This window comes from Streptomyces sp. JLBT605, assembly GCF_058215555.1.
This window is the reverse complement of the sequence record NZ_CM177087.1, coordinates 5582963-5601369: the sequence shown is the minus strand read 5'-3', so window position 1 is coordinate 5601369 and position 18407 is coordinate 5582963. Positions and strand designations below refer to the sequence as shown.

The 18407-nt window shown below is 65.7% G+C and carries 20 protein-coding genes and 1 pseudogene; 7 read left to right on the top strand and 14 right to left on the bottom strand.

Annotation, left to right across the window (positions count from 1 at the left end; genetic code table 11):
- Positions 1 to 12: 12 nt before the first annotated feature.
- Positions 13 to 576 (bottom strand): hypothetical protein, encoded by a 564-nt coding sequence (locus AC4BDD_RS24455; protein WP_490687601.1) that lies wholly within the window; start codon positions 574 to 576, stop codon positions 13 to 15.
- 136 nt (positions 577 to 712) lie between these two features.
- Between AC4BDD_RS24455 and AC4BDD_RS24450 the strand changes: the two genes are divergently transcribed.
- From AC4BDD_RS24450 to AC4BDD_RS24440, 3 genes are all read left to right on the top strand, one after another.
- On the top strand, positions 713 to 895 hold the full coding sequence (locus AC4BDD_RS24450) for a helix-turn-helix domain-containing protein (protein ID WP_376230719.1): 183 nt from the start codon (positions 713 to 715) through the stop codon (positions 893 to 895).
- A gap of 110 nt (positions 896 to 1005) precedes the next feature.
- A complete protein-coding gene (locus AC4BDD_RS24445) occupies positions 1006 to 1371 on the top strand; it encodes a hypothetical protein (protein ID WP_490687600.1) in 366 nt (121 codons plus the stop codon).
- A gap of 1265 nt (positions 1372 to 2636) precedes the next feature.
- Positions 2637 to 3470: a recombinase family protein gene (locus AC4BDD_RS24440; RefSeq protein WP_376230721.1), complete on the top strand. Its 834-nt coding sequence runs from the start codon at positions 2637 to 2639 to the stop codon at positions 3468 to 3470.
- 21 nt (positions 3471 to 3491) lie between these two features.
- Here AC4BDD_RS24440 and AC4BDD_RS24435 read toward each other — a convergent pair whose 3' ends face one another.
- The 7 genes from AC4BDD_RS24435 to AC4BDD_RS24405 all read right to left on the bottom strand — a co-directional run bounded on the left by AC4BDD_RS24435 (position 3492) and on the right by AC4BDD_RS24405 (position 8656).
- Entirely contained in the window at positions 3492 to 4346 is an 855-nt protein-coding gene (locus AC4BDD_RS24435; protein WP_376230722.1) for a hypothetical protein, read from the bottom strand.
- Positions 4327 to 5199 (bottom strand): aldo/keto reductase, encoded by an 873-nt coding sequence (locus AC4BDD_RS24430; RefSeq protein WP_490687599.1) that lies wholly within the window; start codon positions 5197 to 5199, stop codon positions 4327 to 4329. The genes AC4BDD_RS24435 and AC4BDD_RS24430 overlap by 20 nt, the downstream gene beginning before the upstream one ends.
- 29 nt (positions 5200 to 5228) lie before the next feature.
- Complete coding sequence (locus AC4BDD_RS24425) at positions 5229 to 6416, bottom strand: cupin domain-containing protein (protein ID WP_490687598.1); 1188 nt, start codon at positions 6414 to 6416, stop codon at positions 5229 to 5231.
- 14 nt (positions 6417 to 6430) lie between these two features.
- Positions 6431 to 6568 (bottom strand): hypothetical protein, encoded by a 138-nt coding sequence (locus tag AC4BDD_RS24420; RefSeq protein WP_169748831.1) that lies wholly within the window; start codon positions 6566 to 6568, stop codon positions 6431 to 6433.
- A gap of 552 nt (positions 6569 to 7120) precedes the next feature.
- Positions 7121 to 7954, bottom strand: a complete 834-nt coding sequence (locus AC4BDD_RS24415) for a helix-turn-helix domain-containing protein (protein WP_094794573.1) — start codon at positions 7952 to 7954, stop codon at positions 7121 to 7123.
- Positions 7951 to 8463, bottom strand: a complete 513-nt coding sequence (locus AC4BDD_RS24410; protein WP_376230726.1) for a DUF6879 family protein — start codon at positions 8461 to 8463, stop codon at positions 7951 to 7953. The genes AC4BDD_RS24415 and AC4BDD_RS24410 overlap by 4 nt, the downstream gene beginning before the upstream one ends.
- Positions 8447 to 8656, bottom strand: a complete 210-nt coding sequence (locus tag AC4BDD_RS24405) for a hypothetical protein (RefSeq protein ID WP_078870908.1) — start codon at positions 8654 to 8656, stop codon at positions 8447 to 8449. Before AC4BDD_RS24405 ends, AC4BDD_RS24410 begins: the two co-directional genes overlap by 17 nt.
- 290 nt (positions 8657 to 8946) lie before the next feature.
- Between AC4BDD_RS24405 and hsdR the strand changes: the two genes are divergently transcribed.
- Genes hsdR through AC4BDD_RS24390 form a run of 3 tightly spaced genes read left to right on the top strand, consistent with a single transcriptional unit; the run spans position 8947 to position 13662 of the window.
- Positions 8947 to 11400 (top strand): EcoAI/FtnUII family type I restriction enzme subunit R, encoded by a 2454-nt coding sequence (hsdR, locus tag AC4BDD_RS24400; protein ID WP_376230727.1) that lies wholly within the window; start codon positions 8947 to 8949, stop codon positions 11398 to 11400.
- Positions 11397 to 12836 (top strand): class I SAM-dependent DNA methyltransferase, encoded by a 1440-nt coding sequence (locus AC4BDD_RS24395; protein ID WP_490687597.1) that lies wholly within the window; start codon positions 11397 to 11399, stop codon positions 12834 to 12836. The genes hsdR and AC4BDD_RS24395 overlap by 4 nt, the downstream gene beginning before the upstream one ends.
- Positions 12826 to 13662: a restriction endonuclease subunit S gene (locus tag AC4BDD_RS24390; RefSeq protein ID WP_376230729.1), complete on the top strand. Its 837-nt coding sequence runs from the start codon at positions 12826 to 12828 to the stop codon at positions 13660 to 13662. The genes AC4BDD_RS24395 and AC4BDD_RS24390 overlap by 11 nt, the downstream gene beginning before the upstream one ends.
- A gap of 240 nt (positions 13663 to 13902) precedes the next feature.
- Here the strand turns inward: AC4BDD_RS24390 and AC4BDD_RS24385 are convergent, their stop codons facing one another.
- The 3 genes from AC4BDD_RS24385 to AC4BDD_RS24375 form a co-directional block, all read right to left on the bottom strand.
- Positions 13903 to 14343, bottom strand: a complete 441-nt coding sequence (locus tag AC4BDD_RS24385) for a hypothetical protein (protein WP_376230730.1) — start codon at positions 14341 to 14343, stop codon at positions 13903 to 13905.
- 51 nt (positions 14344 to 14394) lie between these two features.
- A complete protein-coding gene (locus tag AC4BDD_RS24380; RefSeq protein ID WP_376230731.1) occupies positions 14395 to 14739 on the bottom strand; it encodes a DUF3846 domain-containing protein in 345 nt (114 codons plus the stop codon).
- A gap of 165 nt (positions 14740 to 14904) precedes the next feature.
- The gene (locus AC4BDD_RS24375) at positions 14905 to 15048 is read right to left on the bottom strand and encodes a hypothetical protein (RefSeq protein ID WP_376230732.1); all 144 of its coding nucleotides are present in this window, start codon (positions 15046 to 15048) and stop codon (positions 14905 to 14907) included.
- Here AC4BDD_RS24375 and AC4BDD_RS24370 point away from each other — a divergent pair.
- Positions 14989 to 15222 (top strand): annotated as a pseudogene (locus AC4BDD_RS24370) (hypothetical protein); the annotation flags it as partial. The gene AC4BDD_RS24375 and the pseudogene AC4BDD_RS24370 overlap by 60 nt on opposite strands.
- 351 nt (positions 15223 to 15573) lie before the next feature.
- Here AC4BDD_RS24370 and AC4BDD_RS24365 read toward each other — a convergent pair.
- From AC4BDD_RS24365 to AC4BDD_RS24355, 3 genes are read right to left on the bottom strand one after another with little or no spacing between them, the layout of a single operon-like run.
- Complete coding sequence (locus AC4BDD_RS24365) at positions 15574 to 16578, bottom strand: zinc-dependent alcohol dehydrogenase family protein (RefSeq protein ID WP_490687596.1); 1005 nt, start codon at positions 16576 to 16578, stop codon at positions 15574 to 15576.
- Positions 16575 to 17450 (bottom strand): carbohydrate ABC transporter permease, encoded by an 876-nt coding sequence (locus tag AC4BDD_RS24360; RefSeq protein ID WP_490687595.1) that lies wholly within the window; start codon positions 17448 to 17450, stop codon positions 16575 to 16577. Before AC4BDD_RS24360 ends, AC4BDD_RS24365 begins: the two co-directional genes overlap by 4 nt.
- A complete protein-coding gene (locus AC4BDD_RS24355) occupies positions 17447 to 18397 on the bottom strand; it encodes a carbohydrate ABC transporter permease (RefSeq protein ID WP_490691927.1) in 951 nt (316 codons plus the stop codon). The genes AC4BDD_RS24360 and AC4BDD_RS24355 overlap by 4 nt, the downstream gene beginning before the upstream one ends.
- Between the last annotated feature and the right edge of the window lie 10 nt (positions 18398 to 18407).

The window sequence follows — 18407 nt, the reverse complement described above, 5'->3', positions numbered from 1 at the left end:
CTGCCCCAGCCGCTACGGCTGTCGCACCTGTTCGACATTGATCCCCCTCAACATTTCGATCGCCTTGTCCGTGAGCTGCCCGCCCGCCTTGCCTTCGACCTTGGTCAGGAAGCCGCGCTGACGCGCCGCCCGGAGGTGGCCCTTCAACGTCGCCTGCTTGGTCCCCGTCCACAGCTCAAGGTCCTGGGCGGGTGCGGTCCGTCCGAGGTTCACGAAGCGCACGTACAGGGCGGAGAGCACCGCGAGGTACTCGTCCGACACCCCCTTGGGGAGGCCGGCCAGCTCACGCCGGAAGTTCTCGATCGCCTGCTCGCCAGCGCGGCTCAGCCGTGTCAACGCCCCTACGTCTTTCGCGAACGCGGCGGTGTCGATCTGCCGCAGGACCGTGCTGGTGATGCCGCGCGCTACCTCTTGGGGGTCGGCTTCCTCGTGGGGCTCGATCCGGATTTCGCGGGGGTTGCCCGACGTGGAGTCGAGCGGCATCCACATGGTGACCTTCCATGCCCCGATGCGCTGGAACTGTTCGATGCCCGCACGGGGCGCAGCGCTGCCCTCGTGATCGTTGGTGTTCGTCATGGCCGACAACGTACGGAACCGAAACACATCAGGCAAGTCAGGGTGTGACGCATCCGGGTTTGACTGAGCCAGACTGATAACTCAGGATGGGCAGCCCGAGGGGAACCCTCCCCTCCGCTAACCGAGGAGCCGTCCTTTGCGGAACGCCCGCCTGATGAGCGTCACCGACCTGGCCGAGTACCTGGGCGTGACGCCCGCGTGGGTCTACAACAACCACCGAGCACTCAACATCCCCGCCCGCAAGATCGGCGGTCACCTCCGCTTCCGCCCCTCGGACGTGGACCGCTGGATCGAGCGAGACTGCCGAGCGGTCGCCTGACGGCGACGACCATTCACCGCCTCAAGAAGGGAGGCGCATGTCCCGCCGTCCGGCGGGCGTCACTGGCGCACCCAGCGCCACTCAGAAAGGGGACTGTCCGCGTGGGGCGTATGCCGTTCCAGTTCGAAGGCGACTTCGCCGCTGTGTCTCAGGAGGAGTACAAGCGGCGGGCACAAGACCCGCGCTTCGAATACCGCCATCGCGTCGAGTACGCAGCCATGGGATGGGCGAACCAGATCGGGCACGCCGAGTTCCCGCCGGGTGAGCTGAACAAGATCCTGGCCGACAAGCACGGCACCGTGCCGAGCAAGGATGCCGTCAACAACCACGTGCGCCGAGCGAAGGAGTGGGGTCTGATCGAGCCGGAGTCAAACCGCCGATGCCTCGTGCTGCCGGAGTACCGCTTTCAGAAGGGCATCGGGGACAGGATGTGCGACGAGCACGGCATCCGCCCGGCCAAGCGCTTCAGGCTCTAGCCGACACGTGAGGTGTGTCGGTCGATCGGGGCAGCGACACAGGAGGTCTGTCGATCGGGGGCTCAACGACAGATGTCCTGTGTCGCTGTAACGCTGTGACCTGGGGTGATGTGCTACTCCCTCTTACTCTCTCTTGGTAAGTCTCGAAGTACGTCAACGGCGATACGTACAAGAGCACACCCAAGGGGCGGCCGTCCGGCCGCCACATCGTCAAGCCGTCCACGTCCGGCCGGCCCCGAAGGGGGCCGACAGCGTGAAGCCGCCTACGTACGTACGTGCAGCGGCGAAGGGAAGTAGGGCGCGCAGCGCCCCCACGGGCGAAGACCCAACGGCGAAAGCGTGAGCAGAGAGGGCGGCCGTTCGGCCGCTCAGCCCGAAGCCGCTTACGTACTTAGGTGCAGCGGCGAAGAGGTAAGGATCAGGGGCGGCCTCCGGCCGCACAGCCGGAAGCCGCTTCGACAGGGCGGCCCCGAAGGGGGCCGACACCAGGAAGACCAGGAAGCTAGCCAGGTGGGGCGCTGCCGCGCCCCCATAGCGCGAAGCCCCTTCGACTTGCAGCAAGGGGAGTGGGCCGCTTACGCGGCCACGGAGCGAAGCCACTTACGACAAGCCCCGAAGGCTTCATTCCTGTGCAGGCTCCGAATGCCGGCCAGGCTGGGCGCAGCGCTCCCACCTGCCACTTCTTCGCCGGTGCCTTACCTCGCCGCTGCCCTGACGAGGTCTGGAACCGTGGCAGGATCTGAGCTGCTAAGACATGCCGGTCCTCGACTTCGGTGTCAAGGGGTCATCCCCCACCCCTTCGCCGTCGCCTCGTAGTTCTCGACTGTCCGCCTCGCCGTCGCACTGGGCAGCGTGAGGCTGTGCCCTTCCCTCCGCCGTTGGCAGGCTTGCCCGCCGGATGGCAGGCGAACGGCTGTGCGTCTCTGTGAGCGGCCGACAGGCCGCACGACTCCGCGAGGGACGAGAGCCAAGCGACAGGCAGGGAGCAGGCGCACAGCCCCACGACAGGGCAGGAGTCAGGCAGAGGGCAAGCCCAAGGCAGGGCGCACCAGCGCCCCACTGTCGAAGGTGCCGAGCATGAGCACCAGGACCACGGGCAACGCGGAGAGTGATCACCACAGGGCGTCTCAAAAACCTTCGATAGTGAGACGATCCGCCGGACTCCGGGGCGTGTCGTTTCGCCCTCACTCCAGCGTCTCGAAACCCGTCTCAAAAGATCCGTCTCACGACTGGCTTTCGAGACGGGTTTATGAGACGGTCTCGTCATGACCACGAACACCCCGGCCGATCAGGTCGAGCGTCACTCCTGCCCGAAGTGCGAAGCCCCCGCCGGTAGCCCCTGCCGGACAGGAGCGGGCAAGGTGGCAGCGAACTACCACACGGGCCGCTTCGCCCTCGTGCCGTCTCTGAAGGCGGAACTCACCGTGAAGACCCCGGCCGACCGCAACCCCGGCAAGCGGTGGGTGCAGGGTGAGCCCGTGCCCGTGGTGGCCGAAGCCGTGCCGGGCGCAGCGATCCGACTTGGCTATGCCAGGTGCTCAACGGTTGGGCAGGAACTACAGAGCCAGTTGGACATGCTGGCCCGCGCCGACTGCACGCGGGTGTTCTCGGAGAAGATCAGTACCCGTGTGAAGGAGCGGCCGGAACTGGAGAAGGCCCTCACTCTCGCGCGGGAGTTCAAGGCAGCCGCGCCGAACCAGCCCGTCATCCTCACCGTGGTGGAGATGAAGCGCCTTGCCCGCAACGCGGCGGAACTCATGACCCTCTCGTCCACGCTCCAGAAAGACGGCATCCAACTGGAACTCCTCTCCGGTCCCTTGCAGGGCGTGTACGACCCGAACGGGGCGGGAGCCATAGTGTTCGCTGTCCTGGCCGTGGCCGCCGAGGTGGAGCGGGAAGGCATCCGGGAGAAGACGTTGGAGGGGCTGGACACTGCCGCACGCAAGGGCAACCACGGTGGACGCCCCTCCGTCGTGGACGACGACAAGCTAGCCATAGCCCGTGCCCGGCACGCCAAGGGAGAGAGCGTCACGGCTATCGCCAAGGCTCTAGGGATCTCTCGGGCCACCTTGTACCGGCACATCGGTGAGAGCGCCTGAGACAGCCGCACAGGGGCACGGTCAGGCGCTCACCTCGGAGTGCACCGGGACGGGCGGGCGCACTCCGGTGAGCGCCTCTGCACGGGCCACGAGGCGGGGCGCAAGGTCGGGATACCAGCCCCGGGCTACGGCTTGCAGCATCTCGGCCAGGGCCGCGAGCTCCCCGATTCGGCCGGCCGGGGTGTCGAGGATCGGCGCGAACTCCTTGCGGATGCGGGTAGCTACGTCGGGAACAAGCAGGCTGTTGGCGTGGAGGAGTCCCGCGTCATAGCCGAAGGGCACCCGCCCCCACCGCTCCCAGTCCAGCAGGCACAGGGGCGCGGCGGTGAGGTTGCCCCAGTGCAGGTCACCGTGACCGGTCACCCGCTCCACCTTGGCGGGGGCAGGGATGCCGAGGAACTGGGGGAAGGCTCGTTCGATCCACCCGTCCCGCACGGTTGCCTTCACTCCCTCCGCTTCAGCGAGGAGGGCAAGGGCTTGGCGAAGGTCCGCCCACCACTCGTCAGGCAACCCCGGGTCGTGGTCGATGTCGGCCCGGTCAGGGGACACGATGGGTTGCGTGAGGTAGTCCAGTACTTCCGACTCGAAGGCCCACTCGCCGTCAGTCCAGTCATGCACCGCGTGCAGGCGGGGGCGGGGCACGCCGTCAGGCACCAGCTCCGAGGCGCCGACGATGCCTTCCCCCGCCTTCCTGCCCGCGTTCCTCTTCGCCGTCCGGCTGACCCGTAGCCACCGGTCCCCTGCTCGGCGTCCGAGAGTGACACCGAGGAAGCCCCACGCCAGCGGCCCCGTGCAGGTGAGGCCCAGTGCCTTGGCCGCCCGGTCGTGGGCGGCCTCCATCAGGGCCTGCACCTCCTCATTCACCGGCGAGTTCATCCGTCACCCTCCTGAGTTCCTGGGCCGTCAGCGGCGCAGCCAGAGCCTTGGCGACATCGTCCCAGTGCTCGCGGGTGCTCGCGGAGGTGAGGACGACATCGAGGCCGGGGCACGAGCCAGCGGCCAGCAGGGCAGCGGCTGCGGCCGACAGGCCGGGGCGGATGAGGTTCACCAGTTCGGGTGTCATGGCGTCGAGGAGTTCGCCCCCGTGCAGGGGAGCGGAGCCGAAGGTGATCAGCCCCGCGTCCTTCGCCTGCACCAGTGGTCCGCCGCCGTTCAGGGCCTGTGTGATCGGGGCATCCATGATCAGGCTGACGGGCATCTGCAAGGCCGTGAAGTGGTGCTCGGCGGAACCGGCCGCCTGCCGGGCGAGCGTGAGCAACTCGGGGACGCTGAACGCTCCGGAGGTCAGGCCCGACCAGGTGGCGACGCCGTACCCGCCGATCCTGCCCGCATGGGCGAACTCCTCCAGCGCCGTGAAGGCTTCCCGTACACGCCCGTGCAGAACGGCACGGTCAAGGCCGTGCCCGTGGTGCTCGGGGTTGTGCACGAACACCAGGTCCACGCGCCCGAGCGCGGCCAACGACCGCTCCGTCTGCCAGCGGACGAAGCCCCGCTCAAGGCTGTGCCTACCGGCCGCCTCTCCCCGGGTGAGCACGCCCTCAGCCAGGGCGGTGCGGCCTTGTTCCTCCGTGAAGAACCCTGTCTTCGTGGCTACCCGCACGGTCGGGTACTCCCCGAGAACCGGGCGCAGTTCCTCCTGCGCCCGACCGTGGGCGTAGTTGGGTGCCGTGTCCACCCAGGGGCTACCGGCGGCCAGGGCGGTGCGTGCCGCCTGACTGACGGCACGCACGCGGTATGTCCCCAGGCAGAGCGCGGCGGTCACAGCGCCGTCCCCACGACTGCAACGGCGTGGCCGTCGATGAGGACGGAGACCAGTTCGGCCACCTCCTTGACCTCCAGCCCGGCGGAGTCGGCGAGTTCGCCCAGCGTGGTCGGCTGGTTGGTCAGCAGCGTGCCCAGCGCGGGAGCGGCGGACTCGGCGAAGTCCCACGCGGTACTGGCCGCCGAGAAGGTGACTGTGCCCTGTTCGCGGTCCGCCGTCAGGCGGCCCCTCGGAGTGGTGAGCTTGACCGTGATGTCCCGCTGGGCGGGGAGTCCGCCCACGTAGGGCAGGGACGGAATCGCGTGGCCCAGGTCCGTCGTGTCGATCGACTCTGCCCACCGCTCCACGAGGCGGGGGTCCGCCATCATGTCGGCCACCTCACGGCGCACGGCGTCGATGAAGTCCGACTGTTCCGCCAGCGAGCCGAAGCGCGGGATGTCCCTGCGCAGCGCGAGGGACGCCCGGAGCTGATCGACGACCCACAGCATCAGGTCAGCCCCCGTGTGCGGGACCATGCCGAACGTCAGGTGAAGGGATTCCGTCCCCTGGTCAGCGGTGACCGCGTGCCACCAACCGCGCGGCAGGTAGAGCACGTCACCCGGGGACAGAACCAGGTCCGCCATCGGGTCGCCCTCCGGCTCCTCCGGCGACTCCACGTCCCGGAAGGTGGGCGCCTCACGGGTCATCCCCCACAGGCGCCACCGCTTCGAGCCGTGCAGTTGGACCACCACCACATCGTGGTCATCCCAGTGCCGGCCGAAGCCCTCCCGCTCGGTCCATGAGGCGTACACGTTGGCCTGCACGGAAGTTCCGAGGAAGCGTTCCAGCCCCTCAGCAGCCGCCCCCACAGCGGGGTGGATCTTCTCCACCGCATCGAGCACCAGCGACGCCCCGTCTCTGAGCTGGGCGTGGAAGTCGGACGGCTGGATACGGGACCAGGTGACCGCTCGGCGGTTCGTGGTCGGGATCGCGTAGCGGTGGAGCGGCACCATCTCCCCGTCGACCGACAGGCGCAGCCGGGGCGGCTCCAGCCGCTGCGTGGCAATGATCCGGTTCAGGTCGTCCCAGGAGAACAGGCCCGCCGTGTCGGCGGCTCCGGGGAAGTGCGCGTAAGAGCGGTGGTACGTCTGGGCGAGGAACGTGTCCCCGCCCAGACGCCCCGCCCACGAGGCTGCATCAAGCACCGTGGGCGCTCCCGTCAGTCGTTGCCGTCGGAACGGCCACTGCTGACGTCAGACTCCTGCTCGGCACGGGTGCGTGCGGCCACGATCTTCCGCTTCGCGACGAGCAGGCCACCCCCCTCGGGGGCCACCGAAGTGGTGTTCTCTTCCACCATCGGACTACCTCTCTTCTCGGGAACTCCCCCCGGGAATCCGGCGGGAAGCATCAGGGACAGCGGCCAATGCGGTTACCAAAGAGCCACGGCGAGAACCAGGGCACAGCCGCCGAGGATCGCGGCCAGGTAGAGCGGCCCCGCGTACCGGCCAAAGTGGCGCAGTACCCAGTGGCCCAAGCGGCGCATCACGTCGCCTTCGGCTCCACCGCCACGGGGCGGAGAGCACTGGCAGGCAACGAACTGCGGCCCGTGCACCGAGGGCACCCGCACGGCGGGTACTTGGTCGGCGAACCCAGGATCACCGCATTGCGCGGTTCCACCTGCACCTCACGCACCGGGCCGTACGTCCGGCCGCCGTCGTACGACACCCGCAGAGTCATGCGCCCCGTCACGAGCGCACACCACCATCAGGGCCGAACGTCCGCCGGTACTCCAGCCCCCGACCTACGCCGTAACGCACCCACTCTTCGTTTCGCTCGGTCGCTGTCATAGGGGAAATCATTGGCCCAGAAAGCGGCGGCTGCGTAGTTCTTTCCCGTCATGGACTAAAGATCATGAACGGCAGGCGGCAGCCCACTCCGTCAACAAGGCTCGCGCTTCGGCCCCGAACAGCGCGTACCCCTCCAGTGTCGAGAACAGTTCCAAATGCATTTCGATGTCGCGCGGATCTCTCAGGATCACGACACCAGTGGTGTTCTCCACAGTGGCCAGGGTGTTGTCGTAGACAGTGAAGGTGTCCATCGGAGCCATGGGCTTATATCCCGCGATTGGGATGACACCGAGCTTCACATTCGGTAGGTGGGTCAGTGAGGCCAGCCGGTCAATCTGCATCGCCATCGCGGCCGGGGGCAGGAGTGGCCACCTTACGGCCTGTTCGGTGAGGATGAAGGTGAACCGCTTCTTCGTGTCGTAAAGAACCTCCTGCCGCTCCAGCTTCCTCGCGATCGTCTTAGTGACGTCAGCCGGGGAATGGGCGAGGCTGGCCCGGATGTACTCGGGGGTGGACAGCAGTCCAGTAATCATCGAGAGCAGGAAGAAACGGAACTCGGTAGAGGAGGATTCGAGCGCGGCAAGTTCGGTCTGCTTCTTTTCCAGTCCTCTGCGGCGCAGCGAGCGCAGGTCTTGCCACTCGGTATTGGCCAGCCTCGCGAGGGCAATGACCTCCTCGATGACCTCGGGCGGAGCAACGACAGCCCGGAGGATTCTCTCCAGGTCGAGCAGGCTCGGTTGCGCTTTCCCGTTCTCGATTCGACTGATCTTCGATTGGGACATGTTGCAACGCCGAGCGAGCCGGTCCCCAGTGAGGCCGGCTCGCTTGCGTAGTTCTTTCAGCAGGGCGGCCAATTCTTGCTTCGGCTGCCCCAACTGTTCAGGGTCGAACGTCACCCGCTCACGTACTCCAGGAACGGAACCGACTCAGCAACGGCAATCCGCTTCCACTGCCGATACGGCTCAGGGTCACCTTCGTACAGTTCACGGTTTATCTGCGTCCCGTCCTCCCGGTAGTTCATCAGGACCACCTTGGACTCATCGAACATCCAGAAGTCCTGATCCGGAAGCCCCGGGTTCTCTCGGTCGGTGAGGTCGAGGATGCGGATATCCTCGCCCGCCTTCACGTGGTGCCGGTAGTAATACTCGAACTCAAACCGGAGGTAGTCCGAGAGCGGGCGGGTCACGACGTGCACCCTGCCGACGCTCTTCCCTTCCGAGGTCCATTGCCGAACCTCGTCCATCCAAGCCGACGTGTAATCGTCCGGGGATTTCTCCCCGGCGAGGAAGCGCTTCAGCTTCTCCGCTTCCTGGGGCATGGTGTAGACGGGCAGCGTTTCCAGCCGCCACGCCTCACGCTCCATGGAATCGAAGCAGTCATTCCACGCGTCACCATCCAAGTGCACGGAAAGCCTCCCTGAGAACCGCCTCCGGGATTTCCACGAGCCCTTCCCCGGAGGGCGGGGTGAAGGCGTTGGACACGTCGCCCTGCACGACGAACGATCCCGTGGCCGTGCGGTACACGTTCGGGCAGTCCTTCTCTCCGCACTCGCCGTTGCCGTTGCCCGTGAGCCGGGTGAGTGCCGAACGTTCGGACATGCCAAACCCCCTTGCTCTGGCCCCGTTTGGGCCGCCTGCCCACCGACAGTAGAGGGGGTGGCACTACGCGTCTATGCGTGAACGCGACTATGCGTGTCCTTGCATAAACAGGTCCCCGACCGCCCCAGCCATCCCCGGTACGTGGTCACGTACGCGCCCGTGCAGACTGGGCGTAGCAGCGGCAACCAGCCACGGGGATGTGCAACGCCGCTCTGGCCCCACGGTGCGGCCACGGCGTCGGGCCGTGCGCGATCCCCGTGACTGTCGGTGGTGGTCCGTAGAATCTCCGCGTGAGCGATTCAGACAAGTCCCAGCTGACCGAGACGGAGATCCGTACCCGGTACATCACGCCTGCCCTGACTACCGCCGGTTGGCCCCTGACATCGCTCCGCGAGGAGTACTACTACTTCTCGGCTGGACGCATCCAGGTGGTGGGCAAGAAGGGCGTGCGCCGGAAGCCCAAGAAGGTCGACTACCTGCTTGAGTGGTGTCCGAACCTCCCGATCGCCGTGGTCGAGGCCAAGGACAACAACCACGAGCCGGGCGACGGCATGCAGCAGGCGATCGAGTACGCCGAGCAGCTTGACGTGCCCTCGGTCTTCACGAGCAACGGCGACTCGTTTGTGTGGCATGATCGCACTGGCATCCGGCCTGATGTCGAGGTCGAGATCCCGCTGGAGCAGTTCCCCTCTCCTGAAGCCCTCTACCAGCTGTACAAGCAGTGGAAGGGCATCGAAGACTCCGACGAGCCGGTGATCGCAGGCCAGTTCCATGACGACGGGTCGGGACGCCGGCCGCGCTACTACCAGCGCATCGCGATCAACCGGACGCTCGAAGCGATCGCCAAGGGGCAGCGCCGACTGTTGCTGGTCATGGCCACCGGGACGGGCAAGACCTACACCGGCGCGCAGATCATCTGGCGCTTCATGGAGTCCTTCCGGACGATCAACCCGGACAAGGGCCAGGCCCGCGTGCTGTTTCTGGCCGACCGCAACATCCTGATCGACCAGACCATGATGAACGACTTCGCCATGTTCAAGGGGCGCATGGCCAAGCTCAGCGCCTCGCGCGGCACCATCTCCAAGGTGGCGAACGCCGACGACCCCGGCGGCGGGGACATCAAGGTCGTTGACAAGAGCTTCGAGCTGTACCTCTCCCTGTACCAGGCGGTGACTGGTACGGAGGAGATCGACAACGTCTACAAGCAGTTCTCACCCGACTTCTTCGACCTGATCATCGTCGACGAGTGCCACCGCGGCAGCGCCCGGGAGGACAGTGCCTGGCGGGGCATCCTGGAGTACTTCGACTCGGCCATCCAGCTCGGCATGACGGCCACGCCCAAGGAGACGAAGACTGTCAGCAACATCGACTACTTCGGTGACCCGCTCTACACCTACTCCCTGAAGCAGGGCACCGACGACGGCTTCCTGGCCCCGTACAAGGTCATCCGCACGGCGCTTGACGTCGACACCTACGGCTGGCGCCCTGAGGAGGGGCAGCGTGACGACGCGGGCAACTTGATCCCCGACCGGCACTACACCGGCGAGGATATCGACGACTCGATCGTCTTCCCGGAACGCGACAAGCGGGTTGCCGAGCGCATCACCGAGTACCTGAAGAGCACGGATCGCTACGCCAAGGTGATTGTCTTCTGCCAGGACATCCCGCACGCCAACCGCATGCGCCGGGTACTGGCCAACCTCAACGCCGATGAGGTCCGTAAGGACTCGCGCTACGTCATGCAGATTACCGGCGACGACCAACAGGGCAAGCAGGAACTCGACAACTTCATCGATCCTGAGATGCCCTACCCCGTGATCGCGACCACCAGCAAGCTGCTGGCGACCGGCGTAGACGCCCAGACCTGCAAGCTCATCGTGCTCAACAGCCGGGTCGAAAGCATGACCGACTTCAAGCAGATGATTGGTCGCGGCACCCGCGTACGGACGGACTACGACAAGTGGTTCTTCGTGATCATGGACTTCAAGAACGTCACCCGGTTGTTTGCTGACAAGGACTTCGACGGCGATCCAGTCAAGGTCTACGAGCTGCCGCCCGATGGCAATATGCAGGACGCCGTTGAAGACCTGGACGATGTCGATGAGCGCAGCGACGCCGACGAGGACGATGACACGCCTGAGCAGTGGACGGAGCGGCCGGGCGAGCGCAAGCCGCGGCGCAAGCAGATCGTGGTCAGCGGCCATGCCGTGACGATCATCGGCGAACAGGTGCAGATGCTCGGGACCGACGGCAAGCCTCTCGCCTCCAGCCTCAAGGAGTTCGTCCGCAGCGGCCTGCTGGAGCGGTACCCGACCGCAGACGCCTTCGTGAGCGCCTGGTCGGCTGCGGATCAGCGATCGGCTCTGCTCGACGAGCTGGTGGACGCCGGCATACCGCTGGAAGATCTGGTGGAACAGTCAGGACTAGCGCTTGATCCATTCGACATGGCCCTCGACGTTGCCTACGAACGTCAGCCGATCGAGCGTCGGCAGCGGGCAGCAGCAGTCCACGCGAACGGCTACCTTGGCAAGTACCAGGGCCAGATGCGCTCCGTGTTGGAGGCGCTACTGGAAAAGTATGTCGAGTCCGGCGTGCGCTCGTTGGAGGACATTGGAGTGCTGCGGGTGGAGCCCTTCCGCTCGATGGGCGGCCCCATGGAGCTCATACGATCCTTCGGAACCCGCGAGACCTATTTCAAGGCCGTGCGTGACCTTGAGCAGCAGTTGTACCAGGAGGCGCAGTGATTTCGTCCACGCTCATCAAGTCCATCCAAGATGTCATGCGGCAGGACCAAGGTGTGGACGGCGATGCCCAGCGCCTCAGCCAGCTCGTCTGGATGATCTTCCTTAAAATCCTCGATGACACCGAGCAGGAACTCGAGCTGATGACCGACGGCTACGTGCCGGCGATCCCAGCGCAGTACCAGTGGCGGGCCTGGGCGAGCGACGAAGAAGGCCTCACCGGTGATGGCCTCAACGACTTCGTCAACAACGACCTCTTCCCGGCGCTGCGCAAGCTGAGCGGCGGCACCAACCCGCGGACCCTGATCGTGCGCGAGGCCTTCGAGGACTCGTACAACTACATGAAGAGCGGCACGCTGCTGCGCCAGGTGATCAACAAGATCAACTCGATTGACTTCACCGTCCGGGCCGACCGGCACCAGTTCAATGACCTCTACGAGAAGCTTCTCAAGGACCTCCAGAGCGCTGGCAACGCCGGTGAGTACTACACGCCGAGGGCGCTGACCCAGTTCATCGTGGAGATGGTGAACCCCCAGCTCGGCGAGACCGTGCTGGACCCGGCCTGTGGCACCGGCGGCTTCCTGGCCAACACCATCGACCACCTGCGTGGGCAGGTGAAGACGCCGGACGACGAAGCGCTCCTTCAGGCCTCGCTGCGGGGCATCGAGAAGAAGCAGCTGCCGCACCTGCTCTGCCTGACGAACATGATCCTTCACGGCATCGACGCTCCGACGGCCATCCGCCGCGCCAATACCCTGACCCGTCCGCTCCGTGACCATGGCCCTGCCGACCGTGTTGACGTGATCGTCACCAACCCGCCCTTCGGTGGCGTCGAGGAGCCAGGGGTTGAGCAGAACTTCCCACAGAACGTCCGTACCCGGGAGACCGCCGACCTGTTCCTGGTGCTCATCATGCGCCTACTGAAGCCGGGAGGGCGCGCAGGGATTGTGCTGCCAGATGGCACATTGTTTGGAGAGGGGGGAGCTAAGGAGCGCATCAAAGAGCAACTACTCCGAGACTGCAACCTGCACACGGTCGTCCGCCTCCCAAACAGCGTCTTCTCGCCGTATACCAATATTGCCACGAACCTGCTTTTTTTCACGAAGGGCGAGCCGACAAAAGAAGTCTGGTTCTTTGAGCATCAGTTGCCGTCGGACATGAAGGCGTACAACAGGTCTCGGCCTATCCGCGTGAGCGAGTTTGATCCGGAACGGGCGTGGTGGAATGAGCGGGTCGAATCTCGACGAGCATGGAAGGTCCCGATCGGAGATATTATTGACAGAGGCTACAACCTTGACTTCAAGAACCCCTACTCTTTCGATGCTGAAGAAGTGAGTACGGGTGAGCTCTTTGAGCGATGGCAGGCGAAGCAGAACTCCGTCCGTGACATCCTAGTCACTATCCGTGAAACCCTGATGAGGACTTTGCGTGACGATTGAGCAGAAGTTGACGAGATCCGCCTTCATGGATCTCGCCGAGGGGAACAGCCAGTTCGCGCTTGAGCACATGTGCGACCTGGTCAAAACGGCTGAGGATGTCGCCCCCCTGGAAACCGCAATCCTGCAGTTGGCAGTGACGGGGCGGTTGACTCGATCGACCGAGCAAGACGAACCAGTAGAGGAACTACTGCTCCGCATCAAGCCTGAGGCACTTGATTCTTGGCCTCTCGTGGACGCCAAGGGAAACCCAAAGCCCGAACCGTATGCGCTGCCTGTGCAGTGGCAATGGGTCATGCTTGGCGCTCTTCTCACTAATATTGAGGCAGGCTGGAGCCCAAGCGCTCAAGCTCGCCCCAAGGAAGGTGACGAGTGGGGCGTGCTGAAGGTGAGCGCTTGTTCCTGGGGCGAGTTTCGACCTGGCGAAAATAAGGCTCTTAAGGAAGGTCAGCTTCCCCGGGCGGCGCTGGAAGTGCAGACCGGTGACTTCCTTATTTCGCGAGCGAACACAGCGGAGTTGGTTGCCCGAAGTGTCGTGGTCGCGGAAACGCCGCCTCATTTGATGCTAAGTGACAAGACTTTGCGACTCAAGGTGGGAGACGGTTGCTGTCCGCGCTACCTGAATCTGGCCAACCGTGCTGCAGTCGCGCGGGCGCATTACGAAGATGAAGCAAGTGGTACGAGTAGTTCAATGAAGAATGTGTCACAACGCGCCATTAGGCGTACGCCCATCCCTCTCCCCCCTCGTGAGGAGCAGGACCGGATTGTGGCGATCGTTGACGAGCTGATGGGTTTGCTGCGGAAACTGCGTGTGGAGATGGCGGCGTAACCCCCCCAGTTGGACAGAATTTGGGAAAAGGTATGCGCCCGCCTGGCAGATCACCATGTCCGTCTCCTTCTACGACGTGCTAGGCGCCGGAAAGCGATGCAGCTGCGGCCACCTGTATCCGGCGAGGAGACGAAGGGACCCGGCGCTCCCCGACTAGCGGGCTGCTTTCCCTCACGCAAATTGTGTATGCGTTGGGCGTCCGTCGCCCGGGCTGTAAGGCCAGGGCGATGGACGTTTTGCTTAGTACGTGAGCGTCTGACACTGCTCCTTTGAAGCGGCCAGGAGCCTACGGATGAGCGAAGCGAACCTTCCTTCCTCGATACTCGGTTCCAACATCATGGACTCGAACGCGATCCTGTGCCGGATGGTCAGCCACTCGTCACCACCATCGACCTGGTTGATGAAGCACAGGTCGCGGTAGTAGAACGCGGTGCCGATAGCCCAGTTGCCGTGCCCGATGTTCTGTTCCAGCTCCTCAACGCTGTAGCAGCCGACGAAGCTGTTCCGGGTGAACGGCGGATCGTCCGCGGAACTGATCCACGGGTTCTCGATGCCGAGCTTGAACCACTGCTCGCGCAGTTCATCGGCCAGTTCAGCGATGACCCGGACCTCCTGAGCGCCCTCTTGCGTCTCGACCTGCTGCAAGGCGTAGCGGTAGGCCTCGGTCCAGTCGGTGAACACTTCTGGGTCGCTTGTCCGCTGAGAGTCGCCGCCGGTCCAGAGTTGGACACGCTAGCGCTCGCTGTTGAACAGCAGGTCGATGAGGTCCTGCGGGGCCGAGGTGTCGTCGCCGTGGCGATTCGGCGGACCGACGATGAGCGCCGGTCCCACGATCACGTCGTGATTCCGAAGCGCCGAGTTGTGCACCCACACGAGCGTCGTGGCTCGGTGGTTGACGCGCATCCGGTTCAGCTTGCCGGACTCGTTGAGGTACATCCCGGCCGGCGGCCGTTCGAGACCGACGATCTGGAGGTTGCCTCCTACGATCTGCTGGTAGGCGTCGATGTCGCTCGTTTCGAGCTGCTGGAGCCGGATCGGTTGACCCGGATCGACGGGTATGACGATGGCGGTAATCAAGGTTGCCGCTCGCCTCTGGACCGTTGAGCTGTTGCCTGGTGGGCGGTCCGTTCCACACCAGGCCGCCGCCCGCGTTGGGTCGGGAAACGGTCTGATGTGCAAGTGGGTTGTGGAGCGGAGGGCGGCCGTTTGGCCGCCGCTCCGGGTCAGCGGGGGCTTCCGTCCTTACTTGGAAGCCTCACCGCTGCGGCGCCGCGTTGACGTGGTGGTCTCGGCGACGGTTTCGGCTGTCGGGTCTTCCGTCCCGAAGAGGCCGCAGGCGCCGTCTATGACCAGGTCCGCCAGTTCATCGAGCTCAGCGACGGCCATACGTCCAAGCTGTCTCGGGAGCAGAAGGGCCGGTTCGTGGCGGTGTGCTGGACAGCGCAGATGTTCAAGCACTTCGAGGACCCCAAGCCGGGGTACGTCGCGGACTGGCCCGACCTCCCGGCATGGCAGCGGGAGACGGACGCCGACATCTTCGAGGTCATCGAAAAGTCCTGATCAGACCCAGGGCCGGAGGGTTGGTCACATGACCAACGCGTGACCAACAGGGGCCGGAAAGCCCCTGAAACAGCAGGAAAGAACAGGAGAAACGGCCGCCGAAATGAAGCCTGTCAGCGGGCGTTTCCCCAGGTCAGAGCGGTTGTGGGCTGGTGCCCGAGTGGAGAGTTCAAGTCCCCCCTCGGACACCACTGAGAACCCCAGCTGAGCTGGGGTTCTTCTGTTTCTGCCGCAGTCGCGTGATCAATCGCATGGCCAACCGCGTGACCCATCGCGTGACCGGCGGAATCCGGCCCGGACGCACGGGAGCGTCCCCGGCCAGGGGGCCGGGGACGCCGTGGCCGCCGCCGGTCAGGGAGCGGTGAGGCCGGGCTGGACCTGGATCTTCCGGCCGATGCCGGCCTGGAACCGCTGGATGGCCTGGGCGTAGGAGGCCAGCGGCAGGCGGTCGCTGATGAAGACGTCCGGGTCCAGCACCCCGGTGGCGAACAGCTCCGCGGCCCGTTCGTAGCTGTGCAGGACGGCCATGGAGCCGGTGATGGTGATCTCCTGGTTGTAGATCCGGTAGGGCTCGATGGTGGCCCGGGCGGCGTAGTCGGAGACGCCGAACTGCAGGTACGTTCCCCCCTTCCCCACCCTGCCCAGCGCGTCCTGGATCGCCTTCTCGTTGCCGGTGGCGTCGATGACGACGTCCCAGCCGCGCGGCCGGTCCAGTTCGTCGGCGGAGGTGACCGCGTTGCTGCAGCCCAGCTCGCGGGCGGTCGTGAGGCGGTCGGTGTTGAGGTCGACGACGTCGACGGTGGCGGCTCCGGTGCGCTTGGCCAGTTCCAGCATCATCAGGCCCATGGTGCCCGAGCCGTAGATGAGGACATGACTGGCCAGTTGGGTGCGGAGGACGTCGTAGCCGCGCACCGCGCAGGACAGCGGCTCGATGAGGGCCGCGTCCTCGGTGGCGACGTGATCGGGCAGGGGCACGCAGTTGGCGACCGGGGCCACGGCGAACTCCGCCGCGCCACCGGGAGCCGTGACGCCGATCGCGCCCCACCGCTCGCACAGGTTGTTCCTGCCGCGGCGGCAGTAGTGGCATTCGCCGCAGATCAGGGTGGGGTCCACGGCGACCCGGGTGCCGACGGCCAGTTCGGTCACGCCGCTGCCGACGGCGACGACCTCGCCCGCGAACTCATGACCGGGGATGATCGGCAGCCGGGGGGCGAACTCTCCTTGCAGGATGTGCAGATCAGTGCCGCACAGTCCGCACGCGGACACGGCGACCACGACCTCGCGGGGGCCGGGCGTGGGGTCCTCCACGTCCGTCCACTCCATGGTCCCGGGCTCGGTGATGACGACGGCCTTCACTTGACGGCTCCCAGTGCGAGGCCCTGGACCAGTTTGTCCTGGGCGGCGAATCCGGCGATGAGCACCGGCAGCGACACGGCGACGGCCGCGGCGCAGATCTGGGCCAGGAAGAGGCCCTGGCTGGTGACGAAGCCGGTCAGGAAGACCGGCGCGGTGACGGAACGGACGCCGGTGAGCACCCGGGCGAACAGCATCTCGTTCCAGCTGAAGATGAAGCAGATCAGCGAGGTGGCGGCGATACCGGGGGCGGCGATCGGGATGACGATCCGGCGGAAGACGGTGATCAGGCCGGCGCCGTCGATCGCGGCCGCCTCGAAGATCGCCACCGGGATCTCGGCGAGGAAGGAGCGCATCATCCACACCGCGATCGGCAGGTTCATGGCGGTGTACAGGACGGCCATCAGCCAGATGTTGTCCAGCAGGGCGAGGTTCTTGGCCACCAGGTAGATCGGGAGCAGGCCCGCGACCGCCGGGAGCATCTTGGTGGAGAGGAAGAAGAACATCACGTCGGACCACCTGCGCACCGGCTTGACCGACAGCGCGTACGCCGCGGGGATGGCCAGCGCGAGCACGAAGGCGGTCGAGGCGATGGCGGCCGTGGCGGAGTTGGCCAGGGCGGGCCAGGGGCTGGTCCCGGTGGTGTCCCCGAAGAACTCCCGGTAGCCGTCGAGGGTGAGGTCGGCGGTGATCGAGGGGGGATTGGTCGCGGCGTCGGACTCGCTGTGGAAGGAGGTCAGCACCATCCATGCCACGGGCAGGAAGAACAGCAGACCGGTGGCCCAGGCGGCGAGTGTCCAGACGGCGCCTGCGTGGCGCCTGAGCCGGCCGTCGCGGGGCCGTCCTCGCGAGGGTGCCGTTGCGGTGGTGCTCATGGCTGCTCCTCCCTGAGGAGTGTGGAGACCAGGCGCAGCGCGAAGGTGGCGACGATGATGGTGCCGATGACGACGATGACACCGGCCGCGGAGGCGGCCCCGTAGTCATGTGCCTGGTAGAAGCTCTGGTAGATGGTGTACGGCAGGTTCGCGGTGCCCAGGCCGCCCGAGGTGATGGTGAAGACCGCGTCGAAGTTCTGCACGATGTAGATGGATCCGAGCAGCGCCGCGAGTTCGAGGTATCTGCGCAGGTGGGGCAGGGTGAGGTAGCGGAAGATCTGCAGCGCGTTCGCCCCGTCCACCCGGGCGGCTTCCACCGCCTCGGTCGACCGGCTCTGCAGGCCCGCGAGCAGGATCAGCATCATGAACGGGGTCCACTGCCAGATCAGGGAGACCGTGACGGACGTCAGCGGGGCCTCGGTGATCCAGTCCCGCTGGGGCGGGCTGTCGGAGCCGAACAAGGACCAGAGCCAGGTGAGGCCGCCGTTGAGCAGCCCGTACTCGGGGTTGTAGAGCGCGTGCTTCCACAGCAGCGCGGCCGCGACCGGGACGATGAGGAACGGTGCGATGAGCAGGGTGCGCACCAGCCCGCGGCCGCGGAACTTCCGGTCCAGCAGCAGCGCCGCGCCGAGCCCCAGTGCCAGGCTTACGAGCACCACTCCGGCGGTGAGCCAGACGGTGGTGAAGACGGAGGAGCGCAGGTCCGGGTCGGTGAAGAGTTGCGTGTAGTTGTCGAAGCCGGTGAACCGGCGCTCGCCGGGCCGCAGCGCGTTCCAGTTCATGAAGGAGATCACCAGCGTGGCGACGAACGGCAGCTGGGTGACGATCACCATGAACAACAGGGCCGGGATCAGCGGGGAGCGCCGCGCCCAGGCCTGACGGGAGCGCCGCGGCCGCGCGGCCGGGGCCGCGATCGTGGCGCCGACGGGTGGTCTTGCCTTGTGCATGTACGTGCTA

Excerpts from the sequence above, each read along its gene's own strand:
- AC4BDD_RS24420 (WP_169748831.1), bottom strand. The coding sequence starts at position 6,568 with ATGGTGGAAGAGAACACCACTTCGGTGGCCCCCGAGGGGGGTGGCCTG.
- AC4BDD_RS24440 (WP_376230721.1), top strand. The coding sequence starts at position 2,637 with ATGACCACGAACACCCCGGCCGATCAGGTCGAGCGTCACTCCTGCCCG.
- AC4BDD_RS24435 (WP_376230722.1), bottom strand. The coding sequence starts at position 4,346 with ATGAACTCGCCGGTGAATGAGGAGGTGCAGGCCCTGATGGAGGCCGCC.
- AC4BDD_RS24455 (WP_490687601.1), bottom strand. The coding sequence starts at position 576 with ATGACGAACACCAACGATCACGAGGGCAGCGCTGCGCCCCGTGCGGGC.
- AC4BDD_RS24360 (WP_490687595.1), bottom strand. The coding sequence starts at position 17,450 with ATGAGCACCACCGCAACGGCACCCTCGCGAGGACGGCCCCGCGACGGC.
- AC4BDD_RS24445 (WP_490687600.1), top strand. The coding sequence starts at position 1,006 with ATGCCGTTCCAGTTCGAAGGCGACTTCGCCGCTGTGTCTCAGGAGGAG.
- AC4BDD_RS24405 (WP_078870908.1), bottom strand. The coding sequence starts at position 8,656 with ATGTCCGAACGTTCGGCACTCACCCGGCTCACGGGCAACGGCAACGGC.
- AC4BDD_RS24375 (WP_376230732.1), bottom strand. The coding sequence starts at position 15,048 with ATGGCCGTCGCTGAGCTCGATGAACTGGCGGACCTGGTCATAGACGGC.
- AC4BDD_RS24355 (WP_490691927.1), bottom strand. The coding sequence starts at position 18,397 with ATGCACAAGGCAAGACCACCCGTCGGCGCCACGATCGCGGCCCCGGCC.